At 61.7% G+C, this 20,818-nt stretch carries 21 protein-coding genes and 1 rRNA gene; 12 read left to right on the forward strand and 10 right to left on the reverse strand.

The features are described 5' to 3' along the window. A 16S ribosomal RNA gene (locus tag MRBLMU1_RS03675) occupies positions 1-110 on the reverse strand; the annotation flags it as partial. A gap of 546 nt (positions 111-656) precedes the next feature. Between MRBLMU1_RS03675 and MRBLMU1_RS03680 the strand changes: the two genes are divergently transcribed. The 3 genes from MRBLMU1_RS03680 to MRBLMU1_RS03690 all read left to right on the forward strand — a co-directional run bounded on the left by MRBLMU1_RS03680 (position 657) and on the right by MRBLMU1_RS03690 (position 4,169). Next, positions 657-2,021 carry a sensor histidine kinase gene (locus MRBLMU1_RS03680; protein ID WP_363497193.1) on the forward strand — a complete coding sequence of 455 codons (1,365 nt, stop codon included), beginning with the start codon at positions 657-659 and terminating at the stop codon, positions 2,019-2,021. A gap of 76 nt (positions 2,022-2,097) precedes the next feature. Then, positions 2,098-2,859 carry a LytR/AlgR family response regulator transcription factor gene (locus MRBLMU1_RS03685; RefSeq protein ID WP_363497196.1) on the forward strand — a complete coding sequence of 254 codons (762 nt, stop codon included), beginning with the start codon at positions 2,098-2,100 and terminating at the stop codon, positions 2,857-2,859. Positions 2,860-2,978: 119 nt separating this feature from the next. Beyond that, positions 2,979-4,169, forward strand: a complete 1,191-nt coding sequence (locus MRBLMU1_RS03690) for a PAS domain-containing sensor histidine kinase (RefSeq protein WP_363497199.1) — start codon at positions 2,979-2,981, stop codon at positions 4,167-4,169. Here MRBLMU1_RS03690 and MRBLMU1_RS03695 read toward each other — a convergent pair. The 3 genes from MRBLMU1_RS03695 to MRBLMU1_RS03705 form a co-directional block, all read right to left on the reverse strand. Next, the gene (locus MRBLMU1_RS03695; RefSeq protein WP_363497803.1) at positions 4,166-5,230 is read right to left on the reverse strand and encodes a porin; all 1,065 of its coding nucleotides are present in this window, start codon (positions 5,228-5,230) and stop codon (positions 4,166-4,168) included. The genes MRBLMU1_RS03690 and MRBLMU1_RS03695 overlap by 4 nt on opposite strands. 169 nt (positions 5,231-5,399) lie before the next feature. Beyond that, positions 5,400-6,053: a class I SAM-dependent methyltransferase gene (locus MRBLMU1_RS03700; protein ID WP_315220939.1), complete on the reverse strand. Its 654-nt coding sequence runs from the start codon at positions 6,051-6,053 to the stop codon at positions 5,400-5,402. 15 nt (positions 6,054-6,068) lie between these two features. Continuing rightward, positions 6,069-7,010: a CysB family HTH-type transcriptional regulator gene (locus tag MRBLMU1_RS03705; RefSeq protein WP_363497203.1), complete on the reverse strand. Its 942-nt coding sequence runs from the start codon at positions 7,008-7,010 to the stop codon at positions 6,069-6,071. Positions 7,011-7,162: 152 nt separating this feature from the next. Here MRBLMU1_RS03705 and MRBLMU1_RS03710 point away from each other — a divergent pair, with 152 nt between their 5' ends. Genes MRBLMU1_RS03710 through MRBLMU1_RS03745 form a run of 8 tightly spaced genes read left to right on the forward strand, consistent with a single transcriptional unit; the run spans position 7,163 to position 14,802 of the window. Then, positions 7,163-8,863: a nitrite/sulfite reductase gene (locus MRBLMU1_RS03710; protein WP_363497206.1), complete on the forward strand. Its 1,701-nt coding sequence runs from the start codon at positions 7,163-7,165 to the stop codon at positions 8,861-8,863. Beyond that, positions 8,856-9,452 (forward strand): DUF934 domain-containing protein, encoded by a 597-nt coding sequence (locus tag MRBLMU1_RS03715; RefSeq protein ID WP_363497209.1) that lies wholly within the window; start codon positions 8,856-8,858, stop codon positions 9,450-9,452. The genes MRBLMU1_RS03710 and MRBLMU1_RS03715 overlap by 8 nt, the downstream gene beginning before the upstream one ends. An 11-nt stretch (positions 9,453-9,463) precedes the next feature. After that, positions 9,464-10,219, forward strand: coding sequence for a phosphoadenylyl-sulfate reductase (locus MRBLMU1_RS03720; protein ID WP_363497212.1), 756 nt, complete (start codon positions 9,464-9,466; stop codon positions 10,217-10,219). A 4-nt stretch (positions 10,220-10,223) separates the two neighbouring features. Then, a complete protein-coding gene (cysD, locus tag MRBLMU1_RS03725; RefSeq protein ID WP_363497215.1) occupies positions 10,224-11,156 on the forward strand; it encodes a sulfate adenylyltransferase subunit CysD in 933 nt (310 codons plus the stop codon). Beyond that, a complete protein-coding gene (locus MRBLMU1_RS03730; protein ID WP_363497218.1) occupies positions 11,156-12,472 on the forward strand; it encodes a sulfate adenylyltransferase subunit 1 in 1,317 nt (438 codons plus the stop codon). The genes cysD and MRBLMU1_RS03730 overlap by 1 nt, the downstream gene beginning before the upstream one ends. Positions 12,473-12,483: 11 nt before the next feature. Further along, the gene (gene cobA / locus MRBLMU1_RS03735) at positions 12,484-13,245 is read left to right on the forward strand and encodes a uroporphyrinogen-III C-methyltransferase (RefSeq protein WP_363497221.1); all 762 of its coding nucleotides are present in this window, start codon (positions 12,484-12,486) and stop codon (positions 13,243-13,245) included. Between the two features lie 49 nt (positions 13,246-13,294). Continuing rightward, positions 13,295-14,023 carry a hypothetical protein gene (locus MRBLMU1_RS03740; protein ID WP_363497224.1) on the forward strand — a complete coding sequence of 243 codons (729 nt, stop codon included), beginning with the start codon at positions 13,295-13,297 and terminating at the stop codon, positions 14,021-14,023. A 2-nt stretch (positions 14,024-14,025) separates the two neighbouring features. Beyond that, positions 14,026-14,802 carry a glutaminyl-peptide cyclotransferase gene (locus MRBLMU1_RS03745; RefSeq protein ID WP_363497227.1) on the forward strand — a complete coding sequence of 259 codons (777 nt, stop codon included), beginning with the start codon at positions 14,026-14,028 and terminating at the stop codon, positions 14,800-14,802. On the opposite strand, the gene MRBLMU1_RS03750 is transcribed toward MRBLMU1_RS03745, so the two are convergent. From MRBLMU1_RS03750 to lptF, 3 genes are read right to left on the reverse strand one after another with little or no spacing between them, the layout of a single operon-like run. Beyond that, positions 14,780-15,169 carry a sirohydrochlorin chelatase gene (locus MRBLMU1_RS03750; RefSeq protein WP_363497230.1) on the reverse strand — a complete coding sequence of 130 codons (390 nt, stop codon included), beginning with the start codon at positions 15,167-15,169 and terminating at the stop codon, positions 14,780-14,782. The genes MRBLMU1_RS03745 and MRBLMU1_RS03750 overlap by 23 nt on opposite strands. Before the next feature lie 24 nt (positions 15,170-15,193). Beyond that, entirely contained in the window at positions 15,194-16,363 is a 1,170-nt protein-coding gene (gene lptG, locus MRBLMU1_RS03755) for an LPS export ABC transporter permease LptG (protein WP_363497233.1), read from the reverse strand. After that, positions 16,360-17,466 carry an LPS export ABC transporter permease LptF gene (gene lptF / locus MRBLMU1_RS03760; RefSeq protein WP_414646023.1) on the reverse strand — a complete coding sequence of 369 codons (1,107 nt, stop codon included), beginning with the start codon at positions 17,464-17,466 and terminating at the stop codon, positions 16,360-16,362. The genes lptG and lptF overlap by 4 nt, the downstream gene beginning before the upstream one ends. 141 nt (positions 17,467-17,607) lie before the next feature. Here lptF and MRBLMU1_RS03765 point away from each other — a divergent pair, with 141 nt between their 5' ends. Beyond that, positions 17,608-19,107, forward strand: coding sequence for a leucyl aminopeptidase (locus MRBLMU1_RS03765; protein WP_363497238.1), 1,500 nt, complete (start codon positions 17,608-17,610; stop codon positions 19,105-19,107). A 190-nt stretch (positions 19,108-19,297) separates the two neighbouring features. On the opposite strand, the gene MRBLMU1_RS03770 is transcribed toward MRBLMU1_RS03765, so the two are convergent. The 3 genes from MRBLMU1_RS03770 to MRBLMU1_RS03780 are packed head-to-tail and all read right to left on the reverse strand — an operon-like array spanning position 19,298 to position 20,437. Continuing rightward, positions 19,298-19,747 carry a hypothetical protein gene (locus tag MRBLMU1_RS03770; protein WP_363497241.1) on the reverse strand — a complete coding sequence of 150 codons (450 nt, stop codon included), beginning with the start codon at positions 19,745-19,747 and terminating at the stop codon, positions 19,298-19,300. A gap of 59 nt (positions 19,748-19,806) precedes the next feature. After that, positions 19,807-19,998 (reverse strand): DUF1653 domain-containing protein, encoded by a 192-nt coding sequence (locus tag MRBLMU1_RS03775; protein ID WP_363497244.1) that lies wholly within the window; start codon positions 19,996-19,998, stop codon positions 19,807-19,809. Positions 19,999-20,002: 4 nt separating this feature from the next. Then, a complete protein-coding gene (locus MRBLMU1_RS03780; protein ID WP_363497246.1) occupies positions 20,003-20,437 on the reverse strand; it encodes a hypothetical protein in 435 nt (144 codons plus the stop codon). Positions 20,438-20,818: the final 381 nt, after the last annotated feature.

The raw sequence follows: 20,818 nt of genomic DNA on the forward strand, positions 1-20,818 counted from the left end.
ACTCACCCGTTCGCCACTCGCCGCCAGGTTGCCCCGCGCTGCCGTTCGACTTGCATGTGTAAGGCATGCCGCCAGCGTTCAATCTGAGCCAGGATCAAACTCTTCAGTTTAATCTCTGTTTATTTGCCACTTTCGTAGCACCGTCGTTGCCGACGGGTCGCTCACTCAAAATACTGACAGGCCACTATTTTCATAGCGCCTATTTCATTACTTCTTGTGAACATTTGATATTTTAAGTATCGCGGAACCGAGGCTCCGCGTGCACTTTCATCAAACGTCCACACTTATCGACTGTTAATTTTTAAAGAACTTTGTTTGGTACTGCTTGCACGCTTGACAAATCGTTTTGTTCGTCAGCGCAGAAGAAAGAGTATGAAGCGTTTCGCTTATTTCGTCAACCCCTCAAACTACTTCTTCTTTCGCTCGCTTCACTCTGCAACACCTTGTTTTGTGTGCTCCGTTTTGCGAGGAGGCGAACTATAGCAAAGCGCCCGCAGGCTTGGCAAGACCTATTTTCTGTTCCCCTACCCGCGCCGTCCAATCCCTATTTCTTGCAGACTGTCGCATGGGCATGGCGCGTCGCCCTCATCACCGTTACAGTTGCACCGTCACAAAACTCGTTACACTTGCCTCGTACTCAAGAGTGAAAGCCTTACATGTTTCCTATGCCTAAAACGCAAGACACCCTGAAAACGGCCGCCGCCTGGCTGCATCACGGCTTCGACGCGACCGCCACCTGGGTGACCCAGTTGTCGTGGTGGAAGTTTCTGGTGTTCGCCGTATTGATGCTGATCGCCGGCTCGATTCTTCAGGACGAACTGTTTTCGTCGAGCCCGGTTCAAGAAGAACTGGTCCGCAGCGACAAGAAACGCAAAGGCGCCGACACCAATATCGTGATCGACGACAGCGGCATTCGCTTCAACATGCGCGGCAAGCGCAATAAGGATGCGGAGAAGGCTGAAAGCAGTGTGGACGAGAACGGCGCTCCCCGCGCCGAACCGGCCGAGCCGGCCCCGCCGACCGAACCGGCGGCGCCCGAAGCGCCCGCCGAGCCGGCCGAACCTGCGGCACCCCACGACAAAAGCGGCAAGGCCGACAAAACCATCACTCCGGCCGTCCCCGCCCTGCCCACCCTGCCTGGCGAAGAGGTCCACATCGATCTGCCGCCGCAAATCGGCGAGGAATTATCCAACGCCATCGAAGAGGCGGTCGACGACGCGGCCGAGCAGAAAGTGGCCCGCTACCACGGCCAGGCCTCGACCTGGTTCCGCAGCTTCGTCACCTTGCTGGTGCTGGCCCTGTTTGGCACCAAGGCGCTCATGGGCGGCAAAAAACGCGCCGAGGCGGAAACGCTGACCGCCAACGCCGCTGTCGAACGCGAATCCATGCAGCGCCAGCTTAGTGAAGCGAAGATGCAAATGATGCAGGCCCAAGTCGAACCGCACTTTTTGTTCAACACGCTGGCCTCGGTCGAGCACCTGATCGAAACGGACCCGCCGCGCGCCTCGGCCATGCAGCGCAGCCTGATCAAATACCTGCGCGCGGTGCTGCCGCAAATGCGCGACAACGCGCTGATCACCAACCTCGGCCGCGAAGCCGACATGGTCGTGGCCTATCTGAACCTGCTGAAGATGCGCATGGAAGAACGACTGACGGTCGACTTCGACATCCCCGACGGCCTGCGCAGCGCCGCGTTCCCGCCGATGATGCTGCAGTCGATGGTGGAAAACGCCATCAAGCACGGCCTCGAAGCCAAGCCGCAAGGCGGCACGCTCAAAGTGCGCGCCGATGTCGCCCACAACAAACTGCGCGTCATCGTCAGCGACGACGGCCTGGGCTTTGGCGCCGTGCCCAGCGACGGCACCGGACTGGGCCTGATGACCATCCGCGAACGCCTGAAACTGCTGCATGGCGACCAGGGACAGCTACTGATCGCGGCCAACAGCCCGAGCGGCGTCATCGCCACGATCGAGGTGCCGTATCAACTGGCCAGTAAAGAGACCACCCATGCGCCCAAATAAGAGCGATTGATTATTGCGCGGATTCGTTGAATAATTGACCAAATAGCCATCCACACTTAATAACTTAAAACCACCCATGCCTACAGCAATCATTGCCGACGACGAACGTTTGATGCGCGACCAATTGCGCATGCGCCTGGGCCAGGTCTGGCCCGAACTGGACATTATCGGCGAAGCCAAGAACGGCGACGAGGCGATCGAACTGGTCGACCAGCTCAAGCCGGACTTCACGTTTCTCGATATCCGCATGCCGGGCAAGACCGGCATGGAAGCGGCCACCGTGATCGGCAACAAAAGTCACATCGTTTTCGTGACCGCCTACGACGCCTACGCGGTCGAGGCGTTCGAACGCGGCGCCGTCGACTATGTGCTCAAACCGCCGGAGCCGGAGCGTTTGCAGATCACCGTCGAACGCCTCAAGACGCGCCTGACCAAACCGGCCGCCGACGTCAACGCCAGCGTGACGGCGATGCTGTCGCAACTGGCGGAGAAAATCACCGCGCCGAAGCCGGCCTATTTGCAATGGATACAGGCCAGCATCGGCCAGGACCTGCGCATGATTCCGGTCGAGGAAATCCTGTTCTTCCGCTCCGACGAAAAATACACCTGCGTGCAGACCGAGCGCTACGAGGCGCTGATCCGCAAGCCGGTGCGCGACCTCGCCGAGGAACTCGATCCGGCGCTGTTCTGGCAAATCCACCGCGCGACCCTGGTCAACGTCAACGCCATCGAAGGCGTTACCCGCGACATCCGCGGCCGCCATCTGGTCATGATCAAAGGGAAGTCGGACAAGCTGGAAGTGAGCCGCAGCTTCCTGCATTTGTTCAAGCAAATGTAAGATCCGATAGGGGAAGATGGCGCGCGCCCGGCGCAGGATTGAGACATATCAAGAGGGCAAAATCAGGCTGCAATACTGTCTGTGTTGCAGCCGCCCCTCTTCCGGCTGAGGGATGCCGCATGAAAATGCCCGGCCAAGCCAGATCGTTATTCAAGCTGCCCGTCATCAGTGTCGGCGCAGCCTTGTTCGCCCGCCTGTCGTGGCGCATGGGGTGGTTGTGTTCCAGCTCGTCCGCCGCCGCGCACAAGCGCAGCCGTGGCATCATCCAGCACGCCAGCGACGCCATCATCATCACCGACGAAAACCAGCACATCCTGCAAGCCAATCCGTCGGCCGCCGCCATGTTCGGCACCACCGTGCAGTCGATGGAGGGCGTACCGCTTCAACAATTCATTCCGCGCGACCAGCGCCATACCGGCGGCACCTCCGCCACCCACTACTTCGGCTCGACCGGCATCCGCCTGCGCATGAAGGGCCGGCGCGCCAGCGATTACGCGGTCACCGGCATGAAGGCCAACGGCCAGCACTTCCCGCTCGAGGGCTCGATCTCGTCGCTGTCGGAAAACGGCCACCAGATCTACACCATCATCCTGCGCGACATCACCGAGCGCAAGCAGGTGCAGGAGCAGCTGGAGCAATCGTATTCGCAGTTGCGCGAACTGTCGGCGGCGCTGCAGACGATACGGGAAGAGGAACGCAAGCACATCGCCCGCGAGCTGCATGACGATCTCGGCCAGCTGCTGGCCACGTTGCGGGTCGATCTGGCGCTGCTGCAGCAGCAATCGAGCGGCGACCCGGCCGCGCGCAAGCTGCAGGCCGGCATGGACGAGCTGCTGATGTCGGCCATCACATCGCTGCGGCGCATCGCCAGCAATCTGCGGCCGCGCGCGCTCGACGAGGGCGGTTTGTATTTTGCGCTGGAAAGCCTGCGCCAGGAATTCGTGTCGCGCTACGGCATCTCTTGCCGGTTGCACGCGAATGAAGAGGATCTGATACTCGATGACGCCTACAGCACGGCCATCTTCCGCATCGCGCAGGAAGCGCTGACCAACATCACGCGGCACGCGGAGGCGCAAAACGTCGAGCTGTCGCTACGACGCTCGGAATCGTCGCTGCAAATTTCAATACACGACGACGGTCGCGGCATCGCCGAACACGACATGGACAAGGCATCGTCCTTTGGCCTGATCGGGATGCGCGAACGGGTCTGGGCACTGCACGGCGACATTTCCATCCTCAGCGACGGCGGCACCCGGATCATCATCCGGCTGCCGCTGCGGCCTCAGGAAAGCGCCGTCGATACCGCTTAGAACGTGTGACGCACGCCGATGTTGAACGCTTTGTCGCCCGTACCGGCTTCGTTGTTGTTACCCACGGTGTAGCCGGCGCCGTTCTTGTTCTTGATCTTGGCATAGGCGATGTAAGCACCGGTACGCTTCGACAGCGCGTGCAGGTAACCCACGGCCCACTGATCTGCATCCTGGTTGAAGTTGGTCTTGTCGTTCTTGCGGATCGCCGACGCCATGATGGTGCCGCTGCCGACCGGCACTTGCACGCCGATCAGGATGTCGTTGCTGTCCAGGCTGGCGCGCGGGGCGACGGCGTAGCCGTAGGCGTTGGCCACCGGCAGCGCGGCGCTGTTGACGCCCTTGTCGGCGCCGTAGGCGAAGTAAGCCTTGACCACTTTGAAGTCGTAGTTGATCGCGAACAAGGTATTGCGGCCCGAGTCGCGGTTCACTGCCGGGGTGGTGCCGACGGCGACGGTGTCGTTGTTACGGTTGTTGTAGACCAGACGTGCGTTCAGGTCCGCTTGCGAGAAGTTCAGGCCCAGGCCGAACTGGCGGCCCGCTTCGCTGCTGCCGGCCTGCTCGCCCAGCGCGTACAGCGCTTCGGCGCTGAAACCGGACATGACAGGGGTGGCGTAGACGACGGCGTTGCTGACGCGGGTGTTCGCGCCGGCGGCCGGGAACAAGTTCTTGATCGAGCCAGCGTAGCCGGCGCCGAACGGGTCGGCCACTTGGCTCATGGCGTTGTACAGCATCGTGTACTGGCGACCCAGGGTCAGGGTGCCGGCTTCCTTGCTTTTCAGACCGACGAACGCCTGGCGGTTGAACAGCGCGCTGTTGGTGTTGTCCAGGGTGCCGTCATCGACTTTCAGGCCGGTCTCGATCTGGAAGATGGCCGACAAGCCATTGCCCAGATCTTCGGTGCCGCGGAAACCCAGACGGGACTGGCTGCCGATACCGCTGGTGACTTTGGTCACGCTGCCGGCCGCGCCACCGCGCTCGCTGACGATACCGGCATCGACGATGCCGTAGATCGTTACGTTCGATTGAGCTTGCGCCTGCGCTGCGAAACCGCCGATGATCATTGCTGCCAGAGTAAGTTTTTTCACTTGATGTTCTCTACTGAAGGTTGAAAGAAAGCTGCACGGGGCGAATCATGCCTATCAATTACTTCAACAATGTGACAACATCAATTTGTTGTAAATCAACATCAGTGGTGAAAAAAAAGGTAACGCGGCAGCGTTGACAACAAACTTATTTCAGCTTGCAGCTCAGCAGGTAATAGTACTGTAGCCGCTCGATGCGGATCTGCTTGGCCGACGCCGCGAAGCGCTTGCGCAAGGTGCTGTCGGTCAGATAGTTGTGCATCACCTCGTAGCGCTGGCCGTCGTCGGCCGTCAGGATCTGGAAGGTGTTGCCTTCCAGGTCGGTGCGCGCGAACACCATCGTATCGCCGTCGACGTACGACTCGTCGAGCAGCACCAGCATCACGTCCTTGCCCAGCTTGGCGCGCAGGGTCTTCAGGTATTTTTCCTGGTCCTCGCGCTTGACGTGGGTCCACAGCCCGGCGGCGAACACGGCGGTGTACTTGCCTTCCAAGTCGTCGGGCAGGTTGAACGCGTCCATCACGCCGAAGGTCACGACGTCCTCGTCCAGGCCGCGCGTCTCGGCCAGCGCGATCATTTCCGGCAGCAGATCGGTGGCGTGCACGGATTCGGCCACCTCGGCGATCAAATCGGTCCAATAGGCGGTGCCGCAGGCCAGCTCCAGCACCTTGTGGCCCTGGAACAGCTCGGCGACCATTTCCTGCAGGTCGTCCAGGTCGTCGAAGCGCTCTTCGCGCGCGTAGACCTGGTCGTAGTTGTCGGCATTGACGGCATAGAATTGTGCCAACTGATTGGTAATCATGGTAGTGCTTTCTAGTTACAGTTCGTAGTGCTCTTTTTCACCGCTCATGGCCTGCTCGATCAACTTGCGGTTGAGCGTGGGGGCCAGCAGTTCAATAAAGGTATATATATAGCTGCGCAGATAGGCGCCCTGCTTGACCGCCACCCGCGACACATTCATGCCGAACAGGTGGCCGACAGGGATGGCGCGCAGGTTCTTGTCGCGCTCGGCGTCGTAGGCCATACCCGCTATGATACCAATCCCCATGCCCAACTCGACATAGGTCTTGATCACATCGGCGTCTATGGCCTCCAGCAACACATCCAGCTTCAGGCCGCGCAAGGAAAACGCGTGGTCTATCTTGCTGCGGCCGGCGAAGGCGCCATCGTACGTGATGATGGGGAATGCGGCAATTTCTTCCAGCGTCACCTGCTTCGATTTGAGCAAAGGATGGTCCGGCGCGACCACCACGACATGTTCCCATTGATAACATGGCAACGTTACCAGGCCAGTGATGCCGGCGATGGATTCGGTGGCGATGGCCAGGTCGGCCTGGTCGCGCTGGACCATTTCGGCGATCTGCTGCGGATTTCCTTGCAATAAAGACAAGCGCACCTTCGGAAACTTCAGCATGAAGGCCTGCACCACCTTCGGCAAGGTGTAGCGCGCCTGGGTGTGGGTGGTGGCGATGGTGAAGCTGCCGCTGTCCTGGGCCGCGTATTCCTTGCCGATGCGCTTGAGGCTGTCGATTTCCTGCATAATCAACTCCACCGACTCCAGCACCAGCCGTCCGGGCTCGGTCAGGCCGCGTATGCGCTTGCCGTGCCGGGTGAAGATGTCGACGCCGAGCTCCTCCTCCAGCTCGATGATCGCCTTCGACACGCCGGGCTGCGAGGTAAACAGGGCCTTGGCGGCATCGGTCAGGTTGTAGTTCTGGCGTACGGCCTCGCGCACGAAGCGCAGTTGGTGAAGGTTCATCTAGTCTTGGCCCATCTTAAAATTATTAGCGTCCATGCTTATGCCCAATCCTTATATAAGCAAATAAAGACTAAGTCGTTTGGAATAAAGACGAAGTTTATTACTATTAGCGCTAGTGTGGGGATTCTAGCAAGCTACTATCTAGGAAGAATATGTATCAATACGACCAGTACGACCATCTTATCGTGCGTGAACGCATCGCACAGTACCGCGACCAGGTACGGCGCCGCCTCTCCGATGAGCTGACCGAAGCCGAATTCGTGCCGCTGCGCCTGCAGAACGGCCTGTACATGCAACGTCACGCCTACATGCTGCGCATCGCCGTGCCCTACGGTTTGTTGTCGTCCAAGCAAATGCGCATGTTCGCCCACATCGCCCGCAAGTATGACCGCGGCTATGGCCACTTCACCACCCGCCAGAACATCCAGTTTAACTGGATCGAGCTGGAACAGACCCCGGACATCCTCAGCGACCTGGCCTCGGTGGAGATGCACGCCATCCAGACCTCGGGCAACTGCATCCGCAACACCACGTCCGATCCGTACGCCGGCGTCGCCGCCGACGAGATCATCGATCCGCGCCCGTACGCCGAGGTGCTGCGCCAGTGGTCGACCTTCCACCCCGAATTCATCGCCCTGCCGCGCAAATTCAAGGTCGCCATCAATGGCGCCGTCGAGGACCGCGCCGCCATCGCCGTGCACGACATCGGCCTGACCGTGGTGCGCAACGACGCCGGCGAGATCGGCTTCAAATTCATGGCCGGCGGCGGCATGGGACGCACCCCGATCCTGGGCAGCGTGATCCGCGAATTCCTGCCGTGGCAACACCTGCTGACCTACACCGAAGCGGTGATGCGCGTGTATAACCAGTACGGCCGCCGCGACAACAAGTACAAGGCCCGCATCAAGATCCTGCTGAAGGCCATCGGCGTCGAGGAATTCACCCGCCAGGTCGAAGCCGAATGGGTCGACCTCAAAGACGGCCCGGAAACGCTGACCGTCGAAGAGATGCAGCGCGTGATCGACTACTTCCAGCCGCCGGCCTACAAGCAGCTCGACGACCGCGACGTCACCGCCGCGCCCGAGGCGGCCGGCAACAAGGCCTTCGCCAACTGGGTCAGCCGCAACGTCAAGCCGCACAAGCAGCCCGGCTACGCCGCCGTCGTGCTGTCGCTGAAAAAGACCGGCGTGCCGCCGGGCGACGCCACCGCCGAACAGATCGACTTCATGGCCGACCTGTCGGACAAGTACAGCTTCGGCGAACTGCGCGTCACGCACGAGCAAAACATCGTGCTGGCAGACGTCGAACAGTCGCAGTTGTTCACCTTGTGGCAGCAAGTCAAGGCCAAGGGCCTGGCGACGCCGAACATCGGCCTGCTGACCGACATGATCTGCTGCCCGGGCGGCGACTTCTGCTCGCTGGCCAACGCCAAGTCGATCCCGATCGCCGCCGCCATCGCCGAGCGCTTCGACGACATCGACTACCAGCACGACATCGGCGAGATCGAGCTGAATATCTCCGGCTGCATCAACGCCTGCGGCCACCACCACGTCGGCAGCATCGGCGTGCTCGGTGTCGACAAGGATGGCAGCGAATGGTATCAGGTGTCGATCGGCGGCTCGCAGGGCAACCACTCCGCCATCGGCAAGATCATCGGACCGTCGTTCTCCGCGCTGCAAATGCCGGAAGTGATCGCCCGCCTGCTGCAGGTCTATGTGCGCGAGCGCTTCGAGGACGAATCGTTCGCCGCCTGCGCGCAGCGCCTCGGCGTCGCACCGTTCAAGGAATTTGTATACGCCACGCCGATCGCCGAGAAATCCGGTCGCCTGGTAGGAGAGGATGAATATGTCTGAAGCACCGAAAAATCTGATCATCAAGGGCCGTGAAGTCGTCGAGGACGATTGGCAAGTGCTGCGCCTGGCCGAACCGGTCGAAGGCGCGCCGCAAATCGACCCGGCCACCGTCGCCGTCCCCGAGGGCAAAGTGATCGTGCCGCAAAGCCTGTGGCTGGTGCAGCGCGAGCTGCTGGCCGCGCGCGCCGCCGCCGGCGAGATCGGCGTCTGGATCGCCAGCGACGAACGTCCGGAAGCGCTCAAGGACGACCTGTCCAAGTTCGCCGTCATCGCCGTCGACTTCCCGAAATTCACCGACGGCCGCGGCTACTCGATCGCCTACAACCTGCGCATCCGCCTGGGCTGGACCGGCGAACTGCGGGCCATCGGCGACGTGCTGCGCGACCAGCTGTTCCAGATGCAGCGCGTCGGCTTCAACGCCTACGCCACGCGCCCGGACCGCAGCATCCACGACGCGCTCAAGGGCCTGTCCGATTTCTCGGAGACCTACCAGGCGTCGGTCGACCAGAAGCTGCCGCTGTACCGCCGCCACGCCCGCACCTCGGGTGTCGCCGCCCCGGCCGCCAACAACGACGGCGCCGGAATCTGATTGGAGTTTGAATGAGTGACCTGAGCAAGCTGATTGCCGACAGCAGCGCCACGCTGTCGCGCATCGCCAGCGATTTTTCCCCGGCGGTCTTCGCCTCCAGCCTCGCGGCCGAAGACATGGTGCTGACCGATTTGATCCTGAAATCCAAACTGGATATCGGCATCTTCTCGCTTGAAACCGGCCGTCTGCATCCGGAAACGCTGGCGATGCTCGACAAGGTGAAAGAGCATTACGACGGCTACGAGATCGCGCTGTACAAGCCGCAACCCGAAGCTGTCGACGCCTACGTCGCGCAGAATGGCCTCAACGCCTTCTACGACAGCATCGAGATGCGCCGCGAGTGCTGCCGCATCCGCAAGGTCGAGCCGCTGGGCCGCGCCCTGGCCGGAAAAAAAGCCTGGGTCACCGGCCAGCGCCGCGCGCAATCGGCCACCCGCGCTGAGTTGCACGTGCAGGAGGACGACCCGGCGCACGGCATGACCAAGTTTAATCCGCTGGCCGATTGGTCGGAGGAAGACGTCTGGAACTACATCCGCGACAACGGCGTGCCGTACAACGCGCTGCACGACCAGGGCTATCCGTCGATCGGCTGCGCGCCGTGCACCCGCGCGGTGGAACCGGGCGAGGATGTGCGCGCCGGCCGCTGGTGGTGGGAAAACCCGGACTCCAAGGAGTGCGGCCTGCATATGGTAGATGGTAAGCTCATACGTATTAAATCCGTGGCAGCTGAAGAAGACTTCATGCGCGCCACAAAAACAATAGGCTAGTCCAATGAACGCTTTAGTTGAAAACAACAACGTACACGTCAACGCGCGCCACCTCGACGCCCTGGAGTCGGAAGCGATCCACATCCTGCGCGAAGTGGCGGCCGAATGCAGCAACCCCGCCCTGCTGTTCTCGGGCGGTAAGGACTCGGTGGTCTTGCTGCGTTTGGCGGAGAAGGCTTTCCGCCCCGGTAAATTCCCGTTCCCGCTGGTGCACGTCGACACCGGCCACAATTTCGCCGAGGTGATCACCTTCCGCGACAAGCGCGTGGCCGAACTGGGCGAGCGCCTGATCGTCGGCTCGGTCGAGGACTCGATCAAAAAAGGCACGGTGCGCCTGCGTAATCCGCAAACCGATTCGCGCAACGCCGCGCAAGCGGTCACGCTGCTCGAGACGATCGCCGAACATGGCTTCGACGCCTGCATCGGCGGCGCCCGCCGCGACGAGGAAAAGGCCCGCGCCAAGGAGCGCATCTTCTCCTTCCGCGACGAATTCGGCCAGTGGGACCCGAAATCGCAGCGCCCTGAATTGTGGGACCTGTACAACACCCGCGTGCATCCGGGCGAGAACATGCGCGTGTTCCCGATCTCGAACTGGACCGAACTCGATGTGTGGCAGTACATCGCCCGCGAAAAGCTGGAACTGCCGCCGATCTACTTCGCCCACGAACGCAAGGTCATCCCGCGCAACGGCCTGCTGGTGCCGCTGACCGACCTGACCCCGCCGCGCGAAGGCGAGACCGTCGAAACCCAGGTGGTGCGCTTCCGCACCGTGGGCGACATCTCGTGCACCTGCCCGGTGTCGTCGGACGCGGCGACGGTCGAGGCGATCATCGCCGAAACCGCCATCACCCAGATCACCGAACGCGGCGCCACCCGGATGGACGACCAGACCTCCGAGGCCTCGATGGAAAAACGTAAAAAAGCAGGATACTTCTGATGAACGCTAGCACCAATAATGTAGCCACCCAGACGGAGCGCGGCCTGCTGCGCTTCATCACCGCCGGTTCCGTCGACGACGGCAAATCCACGCTGATCGGCCGCCTGCTGTTCGACAGCAAAGGCATCTTCGCCGACCAGCTGGACGCGATGTCGCGCTCCAAGCACAAGCGCACCGTCGGCGACGCCGTCGACCTGTCGCTGCTGACCGACGGCCTGGAAGCGGAGCGCGAACAGGGCATCACCATCGACGTGGCCTACCGCTACTTCGCCACGCCGAAGCGCAAGTTCATCATCGCCGACACGCCGGGTCACGAGCAGTACACCCGCAACATGGTGACCGGCGCCTCGACCGCCGATGCCGTCATCATCCTGATCGACGTCTCGAAAGTGAAGCTGCGCGAGGATGGCGGCGTCGATCTGCTGATCCAGACCAAACGCCACTCGACCATCGCCCACCTGCTGCAGATCGAGCACGTGGTCGTCGCCGTCAACAAGATGGACCTGGTGAACTACGACCAGGCGATCTACGACCGCATCGTCAAGGCCTACGGCGAATTCGCCGCCACCCTGGGCCTGAAGGACATCACGCCGATCCCGCTGTCGGCCCTGAGCGGCGACAACGTCGTCGACGCCAGCGAAAAACTGAGCTGGTACAAGGGCCCGACCCTGATCGAGCTGCTCGAGTCGCTGTCGGTGTACGACGAATCGCATGACGCGCCGTTCCGCTTCCCGGTGCAACTGGTGGCGCGCCACAACGGCCACGAAGCCAACGACTTCCGCGGCTACATGGGCCGCATCGAGGCCGGCAAGGTCAGCGTCGGCGACAAGCTGGTGGTGCAGCCGTCCGGCCAGAGCGCCACCGTCAAGGACATCGTCACGCTGGAAGGCTCGCACCAGTCGGCGGTGGTCGGCCAGTCGATCACCTTGCTGCTGAACGAGTACCTGGACATCTCGCGCGGCGACCTGCTGGCCAATGTCGCGCAGCCGGCGACCCTGCTCAAGACCCTGAAGGCGGACGTCTGCTGGATGTCCGACGAGCCGCTGGACCAGCGCCGCAAGTACTGGATCAAGCACGGCACCAAGCAGACCTCGGCCAAGATCACCGGTATCGACTCGCTGTTGGACATCAACACCCAGCAGCGCCACGACGCCGATGGACTGAAGCTGAACGACATCGCCCGCATCGGTCTGACCGTCCAGCAGCCGCTGGCGGCCGACGCCTATGCCGACATCCGTGCCACCGGCGCCTTTATTCTGATCGACGAAGTGACCCACCAGACCGTCGCGGCGGGTATGATTCGCCTTTCGGAATAAACGGTATTGCAATGGCATCTCTCGGAAAAGTCTATTTGATCGGCGCCGGTCCCGGCGCCCAGGACCTCATCACCCTGCGCGGCGCGCGCCTGCTGGCGCAAGCCGGCGTCGTGCTGCACGACGCCCTGGTGACCCCGGAGATGCTGGAGCTTTGCCCGCAGGCCGAGAAAATCTCGGTCGGCAAACGCAGCGGCCAGCGCTCGACCGCGCAGCAAGTCATCAACCAACAGTTGGTGGACAACGCCCGGCGCCACGCGCTGGTGGTGCGCCTCAAAGGCGGCGATCCGATGCTGTTCGGCCGCGCCGACGAGGAGTTGCGCGCGCTGGAGGAAGCCGGCATCGACGTGGAAATCGTCCCCGGCATCACCACCGCGGTCGCCGCGGCCGCCGCCAGCAAGCAACCGCTGACAAAACGCGGCGTGGCCCGCAGCGTGGCCTTTTTCACCTCCTCGACCGCGCCGGACGAGGCCCACCACGACGCCATTCCCGACACCGACACGCTGGTGCAGTACATGGGCGGACGCGAAGCCATCGCCACCGCCGAACGCCTGCTGGCGCACGGCCACCGTCCGGACACCCCGGTCGTCGTCATCGAAAACTGCAGCCGCCCGGACCAGCGCATCCGCCGCCTGACCATCGCCGCGCTGGCCCTGGGCCTGGGCGAAGCGCACGGTCCGGTGCTGGTGATGCTGGGCGACGCCATGCAAAGCCGCTCGCATCAACGCCTCGAAGCGGAGATCAGCGGCGCAATAGACCGCCAGCTCGGCGCCTGATCCCCCGAAATCCGTAATAGAATGTCCATTCATCTCATAAGAGGTACTAATGGATAATGTTCATGAAGTTCTGGAGCGCGCCTGGGGTGCCCATTCCGCCGGCGAGTTCGACGCCGCCCTGAAGGACTATGTCTGGCTGTTCGACGCCACGTCCGTGCGGGACACGGAAGTGGCGCCGCTGCGGCTGTCCTATGTGCTGAGCGCCTGGGCCAAGCTGGCCGAGGAACACCTGCCGGCACGGCAAGCGCTGGTCGAGCTGCGCCAGCGCCTCACCGAGCGCCTGCTGGCCGACGGCGGCGACGCCATCCTCTTCAACGACATCCGCGCCATCAACGACAAACTGGGTGACTTGCAAAATACCTGGCTGTTGTTCAAGCAGTTGCCGGCCGCGCTGGCCGCCGAATGCGCCAACTCGGCGCTGACGTCGATGATGGCCTGCGGCGACTACGCGCTGGCGCGCAACTACTTGCCCGCACCGGAAAAACACCTGGCCGCCTACGCGGGCGAAGTCAACGCCCACGTCGCCCAGCTTCAGCTGCTCACCGACGAAGGCATGTCCGACCTGCTGGCCACGGTCTACAACTACATGGCCGAAGTGCGCCTGCTGCTCGAACTGCTGGCCGGCTGCGGCGAAGTCGACGCGGCGGACGCCATGCGCCGCCAGGCGGTCGGCCTGATCGTCTCGCCGGAGGCGCGCGCCTGCATCGAGGCCGAATTCGCGGCCCCCGGCACCACCCTCGACGCCATGGTCGAACTACAGAACTCAACGGTAGCCTGATAGTGAAAAAACAAAGTATCAAAACCCTGTTCCTGCTGTCCCTGCTGCCGGCCGCCGCCGCGCTGGCCGCCCCCTCGATACCGACCTACGACTTCAAGGTCGTGCGCAGCTATCCGCACGACCCGCAGGCGTTCACCCAGGGACTGCTGTATCGCGACGGTTTCCTGTACGAGAGCACGGGGTTAAACGGCAAATCATCGATCCGCAAAGTGAATCTGGAGACCGGCAAGGTCCTGCAAAGCAAGGACATCCCGCCGCAGTACTTCGGCGAAGGCCTGACCGTCTGGAAGGACACGCTGGTCGGCATCACCTGGCAAACGCAGACCGGCTTCGTGTTCGACCTCGCCTCCTTCGAGCTGCGCAACCAGTTCGCCTATCCCGGCGAAGGCTGGGGCCTGGCGCAAAACGGCAAGGAGCTGGTGCTGAGCGACGGCAGCGCGACCCTGCGCTTCCTCGACCCGAAGACCTTCCTCGAAGTGCGCCGCGTGAAGGTGACGGCCGACGGCATAGCGGTCGACCAGATCAATGAGCTGGAAGTGGTGGGCGACGAAATCTTCGCCAATATCTGGCACACCAACACGATCGCCCGCATCGATCAGAACACGGGCAAGATCGTCGGCTGGATCGATTTGGGCAAGCTGTATCCGGACGCCGGCAAAGGCCCCAACAGCGAAAACGTCTTGAACGGCATCGCCTGGGACGCCGACAAGAAACGCCTGTTCGTCACCGGCAAACTGTGGCCGAAGCTTTACGAGATCAAGCTGGTGCCGAGGAAGTAGGCAACGAAGATACGCAGTAGTCCGACAACGCGTTGAGCACCGCCGCGTTCTCGCCGGCCGCTTCGACAACATTGATCGTGGTTTGCGGATAATCGATGCGCAACTGGTCGACCATCAGCGGCAGGTCGCGCAGCACATGGCCACCCTGCCCCAAAAACACCGGCACCACCGTGATGTGCGTGACACCGCCGGCCGTCAGCGCGGCCACATGCTCCGGCAGGCGCGGCTCCATCAACTCCAGAAACGCCAGCGATACCGGGACGTCCGGCGTGCGCGCCTGCGTCAGGTCGCGCAGGCGTTCGAACGGCGCGGCCCACGACGCGGCGCGGGCGCCGTGCGCGAAAAGCACCAGGGCTTGTTTGTTCACGCTGCTGCTCACAATGCTACTCATCTAATGTCGCTCCACCCACCACAAGGCGCCCAGCGCCAGCAGCAGGAAAATTAAACTCGGGGCGATCGCCGTCAGGGCAGCCGGCCAGGTGCTCAACACACCGAGGTGCGAGAACAGCGTGTTGACCAGCAGGTAGCTGACACCGATCATGATGCCAACGAAAATCTTGAGGCTGACGCCGCCGCTGCGGGTGTGCAGGTAGCCGAACGGCAGCGCCAGCGCCATCAGCACGAAGATCGCCAGCGGATCGAACAGTTTTTTCCAGAACGCGATCTTGAAGCGCTCCGTCTCCTGTTTGTTCTCCTGCAGGTGGCGGGTGTACAGCGCCAGTTCGCTGGCCGACATGCGCTCGGGGTCCGAACGCGACACCGACAGGATGCGCGGCGTAATCTCGGAGATCAACTCCCTGGTGGCGCTGGTGCGCGTCTCGATCATGCTGCTGCCCTGGGCGTAGTTATTCGCCAGATTGGCCTCGCTGCCCGGCTTGAGCAGCGCCGGATTGGTGAAGATGTTCTCCTTCACATCCGACAGCATCCACTTGTTCGTGCCCTGGTAGGTGCCGCTCTTGGCCACCGTGATGGAGCGCAGGCGGAAGTTGTTATCGAACTCATACAGCTTGACGTCGACCAGTTTGCCGTCCGGGCGCACCTCGCGCACATTGAAGAAGCGCGAACCGATCACCTCCCCGGTCATGCCTTCGGACTTGACAATATCCTTGGTCCACAGGCCGGACCGGAACTCGGTCGAAATCGTCGTGCCGCGTCCACTGAGTTTGATTTTTTCCGCCAGCGGCGCGGTGCGCGGCGTGATCAGCTCACCGAAGATGAAGGTGATAATCACCAGCACCACGCCGATCTTGGCCAGCATCCACGCCACCATGCCGGTTGTCATACTGGAGGCGCGCATGATGGTGAACTCGGACGTCGACGCGAACTGCGCCATCGTATAGATGGTGCCGATCAGCGCCGCCAGCGGCATCACCTCGTACACGTGGCCCGGCAGCTTGACCGCAACGAACAACAGCACATACTGGATCGCGTAGCCGTTCTTGCCGACGCGCGGCAGTTCGCCGGTGAGGTCCATGAAAGCCTGCAGCGCCAGGAAGGCGACCAGCACAAAGGCCACCGCCTGGAAGATGGTGACGGCGAAGTAGCGTTGCAGGATCTTCATGGCGCCACCTCCTTTTTATTCGCATTGCGCGAACGCTTCATCGCCGCCAGCAACGCCAGCGGGTGGTAACGGTGATTCAGATTGAGCCTCCAGGCGAACAGGCCGAGTACCGTCAACGCCGCCATCAGGTGCAGCGGCCACCAGGACAACGCGAACGAGAACTTGCCCAGCCTGACGCTGCCCTCGACCAGCTTGACCGCGTTGGTGTACGAGAAGAAGATCAGCAGCGCGATAATCAGGTTGGCCGAGCTGCCGGCGCGCGGATTGACGAATCCCAGCGGGATCGCCAGCAGCACCAGCACCAGGCAGGTCAACGGCGAGGCGATCCGCCATAGCAGCTCGGCGCGGCCGGAGTTGGTGGTATCGGTGAGCAGTTCCATGGTCGGCACGGAGTCTGTGTCGCGTTCGGAGTCGAGGTCCTGGGACTGGCTGGTCACCCGCATGCTATAGGTGTCGAACTCCATGGTCTGGAAGTCGGACTGCCCCGGCATGCCCTGGTAGCGGCGGCCGTTCTTGAGCACCAGATAGCGCTCGCCTTTCGGTCCGTTACTGATCACGCCCTCGCGCGCGACGATCACCGCCGTGCCGTTTTTGTCGACGGTGTTGACGAACACATTCTGCACCACCGAGGTGTCGCCGGCGACGCCTTCGACGAAGAAGATGCGGTTGGCCGACGACGATTCGCGGAACTGGCCGGGCGAGACCTTCTGCAGGTCTTCGCGCTTGGCGAAGCGCTCGACGTACTCCGCGCTCTTTTCCTTGGCCCACGGCGCGGCGACGAAGCTCAGGCCCGCCGTCAGCAGCACCATCGGCAGGCCGAAGGTCAGCACCGGCGCGATCCAGCGGGTCAGGCTCAAGCCGGAGGCGAACCACACCACCATTTCGGAATCGCGATAGCTGCGCGTGACCACCATCAGCACCGAAATAAAGCTGGTGAGGATGAGGATAGTTGGCAGATAATTCACCGTTGCAAACAGGATCAGCGCGACGACGTCGCTGGAGGCGACCTTGCCGCCGGCGGCCTTGCCGAGGATGCCGATCAAGGTCCAGGTAACGCAAACGCTGAACAGGATCGTGAAGCTGGCGAAGGCGGTGCTGGCCATTTCACGTCGTAGGGTGCGTTGAAAGATCATTCGAAAGTTATAATTCGGTAGTTAAGGGCTCGTCACAGGGCCACAAGTTAATAACAGCCCGGCCAATCAGGCCAAACGGGCTGGCAATTCGTACACGACACGGAGAATCAAATGGACTTTAGCATAAAAGCATTCGACACAAAAAACACCATCAACTCGGCCAAAACGGGCGTCGTCGCCGTAGCGGTGTTCGAGAATAAAAAGCTGTCGCAAGCTGCCAAAGCACTGGACGGTTCCGGTGACATCACGGCCGCGCTCAAGTCCGGCGACATCAGCGGCAAGGCCGGCACCACCTTGCTGCTGCGCGGTGTCAAGGGCGTCAGCGCCGAGCGCGTGCTGCTGGTCGGCCTGGGCAGCGACGACGCCGTCAGCGAGAAAAGCTTCGCCAGCGGCGTTTCCGCGGCATTGAAGGCTTTCTCGGCCCTGGGCACGAGCGACGCTATTATCGCACTGCCGATGACCGAAGTGAAAGAGCGCGACGTCAATTGGGCGATCCGCTGCGTGGTGCAGAGCGCCCACGAAGCCGCGTTCCGCACCGACGGCCAGAAAAGCAAGAAGGATCCGGCACCGGCCGGCGTCAAGAAGATCGCGCTGGCGGTGCCGAACAGCACCGCCACCAAACTCGCGCTGGCCCAGGCCGTGGCGATCGCCAACGGCATGGACCTGACCAAGGAGCTGGGCAACCTGTCGGCCAACGTCTGCACCCCGACCCACCTGGCCAACACCGCCAAAAAACTGGCCAAGGACTACAAGTTCGACGTCGAGATCCTGGACCGCAAACAGCTCGAAGCGCTGAAGATGAACAGCTTCCTGTCGGTCACCAACGGCAGCGAGCAGCCGCCGAAGTTCATCATCCTCAAGCACATGGGCGGCAAGTCCAAGGACGCGCCGGTGGTGTTGGTCGGTAAGGGCATCACCTTCGACACCGGCGGCATCTCCCTCAAGCCGGGTCCCGGCATGGACGAAATGAAGTACGACATGGGCGGCGCGGCCTCGGTGCTGGGCACCTTCCGCGCCATCGGCGAAATGGATTTGAAGCTGAACGTGATCGGCGTGATCGCCAGCTGCGAGAACATGCCGTCGGGCCGCGCCACCAAGCCGGGCGACATCGTCACGTCGATGAACGGTTTGACCATCGAGATCCTCAACACCGACGCCGAAGGCCGCCTGGTGCTGTGCGACGCGCTGACCTACGCCGAGCGCTTCAACCCGGCCGCCGTGATCGACATCGCCACGCTGACGGGCGCCTGCATCGTCGCGCTGGGCCACCACAAGAGCGGTCTGTTCACGCGCGACGACGACGTCCACAACAAGCTGGCCGACGAGATCATGGCCGCCGGCAAAGCGTCGAGCGACACCGCGTGGCGCCTGCCGATCGGCGAGGAGTACAACGAGCAGTTGAAGTCCAACTTCGCGGACCTGGCCAACATCGGCACGCCGGGCGGCGCGTCGTGCACGGCGGCGGCGTTCCTGGAGAATTTCACGCGCAAGTACACCTGGGCGCATCTGGACATCGCCGGCACGGCGTGGAAATCGGGCGGCGCGAAGGGCGCGACCGGCCGTCCGGTGCCGCTGCTGTCGAACTTCCTGATCGGCCGCGCGGGTTCGTAAGCGCAGCGATCGGCCGCCGGCATCCCTGGCGGCCATTGACGGACGCGTAACAACGGAGACGCGCAGGGCGGATTAGGCGGAACGCCGTAATCGGCCATCGATGAGCCGCCAACGGCGCAAAGATGGCCGATTACGCTTCGCTAATCCGCCCTGCGTGGTTCAGAATTCGTCAACGGACGCAGGCCGCCGATCAATACAACGTCACCCCGGCCGCTGGCGGCGGCCCCTCATCCCTGCCCTCGGCCGGACGCATCACCACCGTCAACGTCGACGGATAATCGTAGCCCGCACCGGTGTTGCGGTCGATGACATAGCCGACACCCGCCGTCAAAATCACATTACCCCACAAATTGCCGTTGACCTTGGGATCGACCTTCTCGTACGCCCAGGCGACGCCCTCCCTCTGGCAATCGACGCGCAGCGGGGCGGCGCTCTTGCGCAGGGTTACGCGGGCCGGCGTAGTGACGAACCACTTGCCGACATCGTTATACAACACGCAGCCGACGCCGCCGATCTCGCGGTGATCGAGCACGGTCTGCACCAGCACATTCTGTTGGGTCGATTCTGTCAGGGACGCGCAGCCAGCGCCAGCCAGCAAGGCCAGCAGCGCGGTGCACGCGGCGACGGGACGGAGGAACATGGTCTGCCTCTAAAATAGATACAGACACAGTGTAGCAAGCCGGGCGCGGATTGATTCGCTCAATCAAGAGGCGTAAAGCGTTGCACTTTTACGCCATCGACCTCGATGAGTTGAAAAAACACGTCTTTCGGCCGCGCCCAGATGGACCCGTCGGGCGCGCGGTAAACAATCATGGTGCTCAGGTCGGACTCCAGGGTGGCCTCGCACACCAACTCGTAGAGGCCGCCCTTGTAATGCCGGAAACGCGCCATCGGGTCAGGCGTTTTGACGAACCTGCGCCGACTTGGCCACACGTTCTTCGACCTTGTCCTTGTCCGACCCCAGTTCCTGCTCCTGCTGCTTCTTCTTCAAGCCCTGGACCACTTTCAGGATGTCATCCATGCCTCGCTCGCCACCCAGGGTGGAGAAAGCGTCGAGCACTTCGTTCAACACCTGATTACGCACCGCGGCTTCGTCGGAATTGATAACCGGGGGACGTTGCAGCGCTTCGGCTGCGCGCTTTTCGGCGGCGGCTGCCTCCTTTTGCGCGGCGGTCTTGCGACCGCCCGGCGTTTTGCCATGTTCCAGTGCCGCTTGCCAGATCACCCAGCGGCGCTGCGTTTCAAAGACCAGATACTCTTCTGGCTTATCTTCACGGCGGCGAACGATATGTCCGTCGCGCTGTGCCCATGCCTCAAATGCAGTTCGCATTTCAATTCCTTTGTAAATGCGCTACGCGCAATTCACTGTTAAAACTACAAGTTATTTCCGAATAGTATCACTTATTGCGGCATCACAATTAATAATATACACGGCTCTTGCTATTTTGTGGTTGCTGATAGGAAACACTAGTTTTCCACTAATTTGTATCAGTATATTTCTCTTTCGCCATTCTGTCTCCTACTGAAGTACAATTTTGACAACTATGAGACAAAAGTAGCAATTAAATTTTTATTTCACACTTTTTGCAACATTTTATGCCTTACCACCACACTTGCGAAGTTCTATTTCATGTTTTTTTATAAAACACGACAAATAGACAAGCTCATCTGTTAAATCAACTTACGGTAAGATGCGTTTCATAGGCGTATC

Origin of the sequence: Burkholderia sp. LMU1-1-1.1 (genome assembly GCF_040675865.1) — a bacterium.
Classification (GTDB): domain Bacteria; phylum Pseudomonadota; class Gammaproteobacteria; order Burkholderiales; family Burkholderiaceae_D; genus Rugamonas.

Excerpts from the sequence above, each read along its gene's own strand:
- MRBLMU1_RS03730 (WP_363497218.1), top strand. The coding sequence starts at position 11,156 with ATGAACGCTAGCACCAATAATGTAGCCACCCAGACGGAGCGCGGCCTG.
- MRBLMU1_RS03720 (WP_363497212.1), top strand. The coding sequence starts at position 9,464 with ATGAGTGACCTGAGCAAGCTGATTGCCGACAGCAGCGCCACGCTGTCG.
- MRBLMU1_RS03690 (WP_363497199.1), top strand. The coding sequence starts at position 2,979 with ATGAAAATGCCCGGCCAAGCCAGATCGTTATTCAAGCTGCCCGTCATC.
- MRBLMU1_RS03700 (WP_315220939.1), bottom strand. The coding sequence starts at position 6,053 with ATGATTACCAATCAGTTGGCACAATTCTATGCCGTCAATGCCGACAAC.
- MRBLMU1_RS03695 (WP_363497803.1), bottom strand. The coding sequence starts at position 5,230 with ATGATCATCGGCGGTTTCGCAGCGCAGGCGCAAGCTCAATCGAACGTA.
- MRBLMU1_RS03705 (WP_363497203.1), bottom strand. The coding sequence starts at position 7,010 with ATGAACCTTCACCAACTGCGCTTCGTGCGCGAGGCCGTACGCCAGAAC.
- MRBLMU1_RS03780 (WP_363497246.1), bottom strand. The coding sequence starts at position 20,437 with ATGCGAACTGCATTTGAGGCATGGGCACAGCGCGACGGACATATCGTT.
- MRBLMU1_RS03775 (WP_363497244.1), bottom strand. The coding sequence starts at position 19,998 with ATGGCGCGTTTCCGGCATTACAAGGGCGGCCTCTACGAGTTGGTGTGC.
- MRBLMU1_RS03715 (WP_363497209.1), top strand. The coding sequence starts at position 8,856 with ATGTCTGAAGCACCGAAAAATCTGATCATCAAGGGCCGTGAAGTCGTC.
- MRBLMU1_RS03685 (WP_363497196.1), top strand. The coding sequence starts at position 2,098 with ATGCCTACAGCAATCATTGCCGACGACGAACGTTTGATGCGCGACCAA.
- MRBLMU1_RS03680 (WP_363497193.1), top strand. The coding sequence starts at position 657 with ATGTTTCCTATGCCTAAAACGCAAGACACCCTGAAAACGGCCGCCGCC.
- MRBLMU1_RS03710 (WP_363497206.1), top strand. The coding sequence starts at position 7,163 with ATGTATCAATACGACCAGTACGACCATCTTATCGTGCGTGAACGCATC.
- MRBLMU1_RS03770 (WP_363497241.1), bottom strand. The coding sequence starts at position 19,747 with ATGTTCCTCCGTCCCGTCGCCGCGTGCACCGCGCTGCTGGCCTTGCTG.
- lptF (WP_414646023.1), bottom strand. The coding sequence starts at position 17,466 with ATGGCCAGCACCGCCTTCGCCAGCTTCACGATCCTGTTCAGCGTTTGC.
- MRBLMU1_RS03740 (WP_363497224.1), top strand. The coding sequence starts at position 13,295 with ATGGATAATGTTCATGAAGTTCTGGAGCGCGCCTGGGGTGCCCATTCC.
- cobA (WP_363497221.1), top strand. The coding sequence starts at position 12,484 with ATGGCATCTCTCGGAAAAGTCTATTTGATCGGCGCCGGTCCCGGCGCC.
- MRBLMU1_RS03765 (WP_363497238.1), top strand. The coding sequence starts at position 17,608 with ATGGACTTTAGCATAAAAGCATTCGACACAAAAAACACCATCAACTCG.
- cysD (WP_363497215.1), top strand. The coding sequence starts at position 10,224 with ATGAACGCTTTAGTTGAAAACAACAACGTACACGTCAACGCGCGCCAC.
- lptG (WP_363497233.1), bottom strand. The coding sequence starts at position 16,363 with ATGAAGATCCTGCAACGCTACTTCGCCGTCACCATCTTCCAGGCGGTG.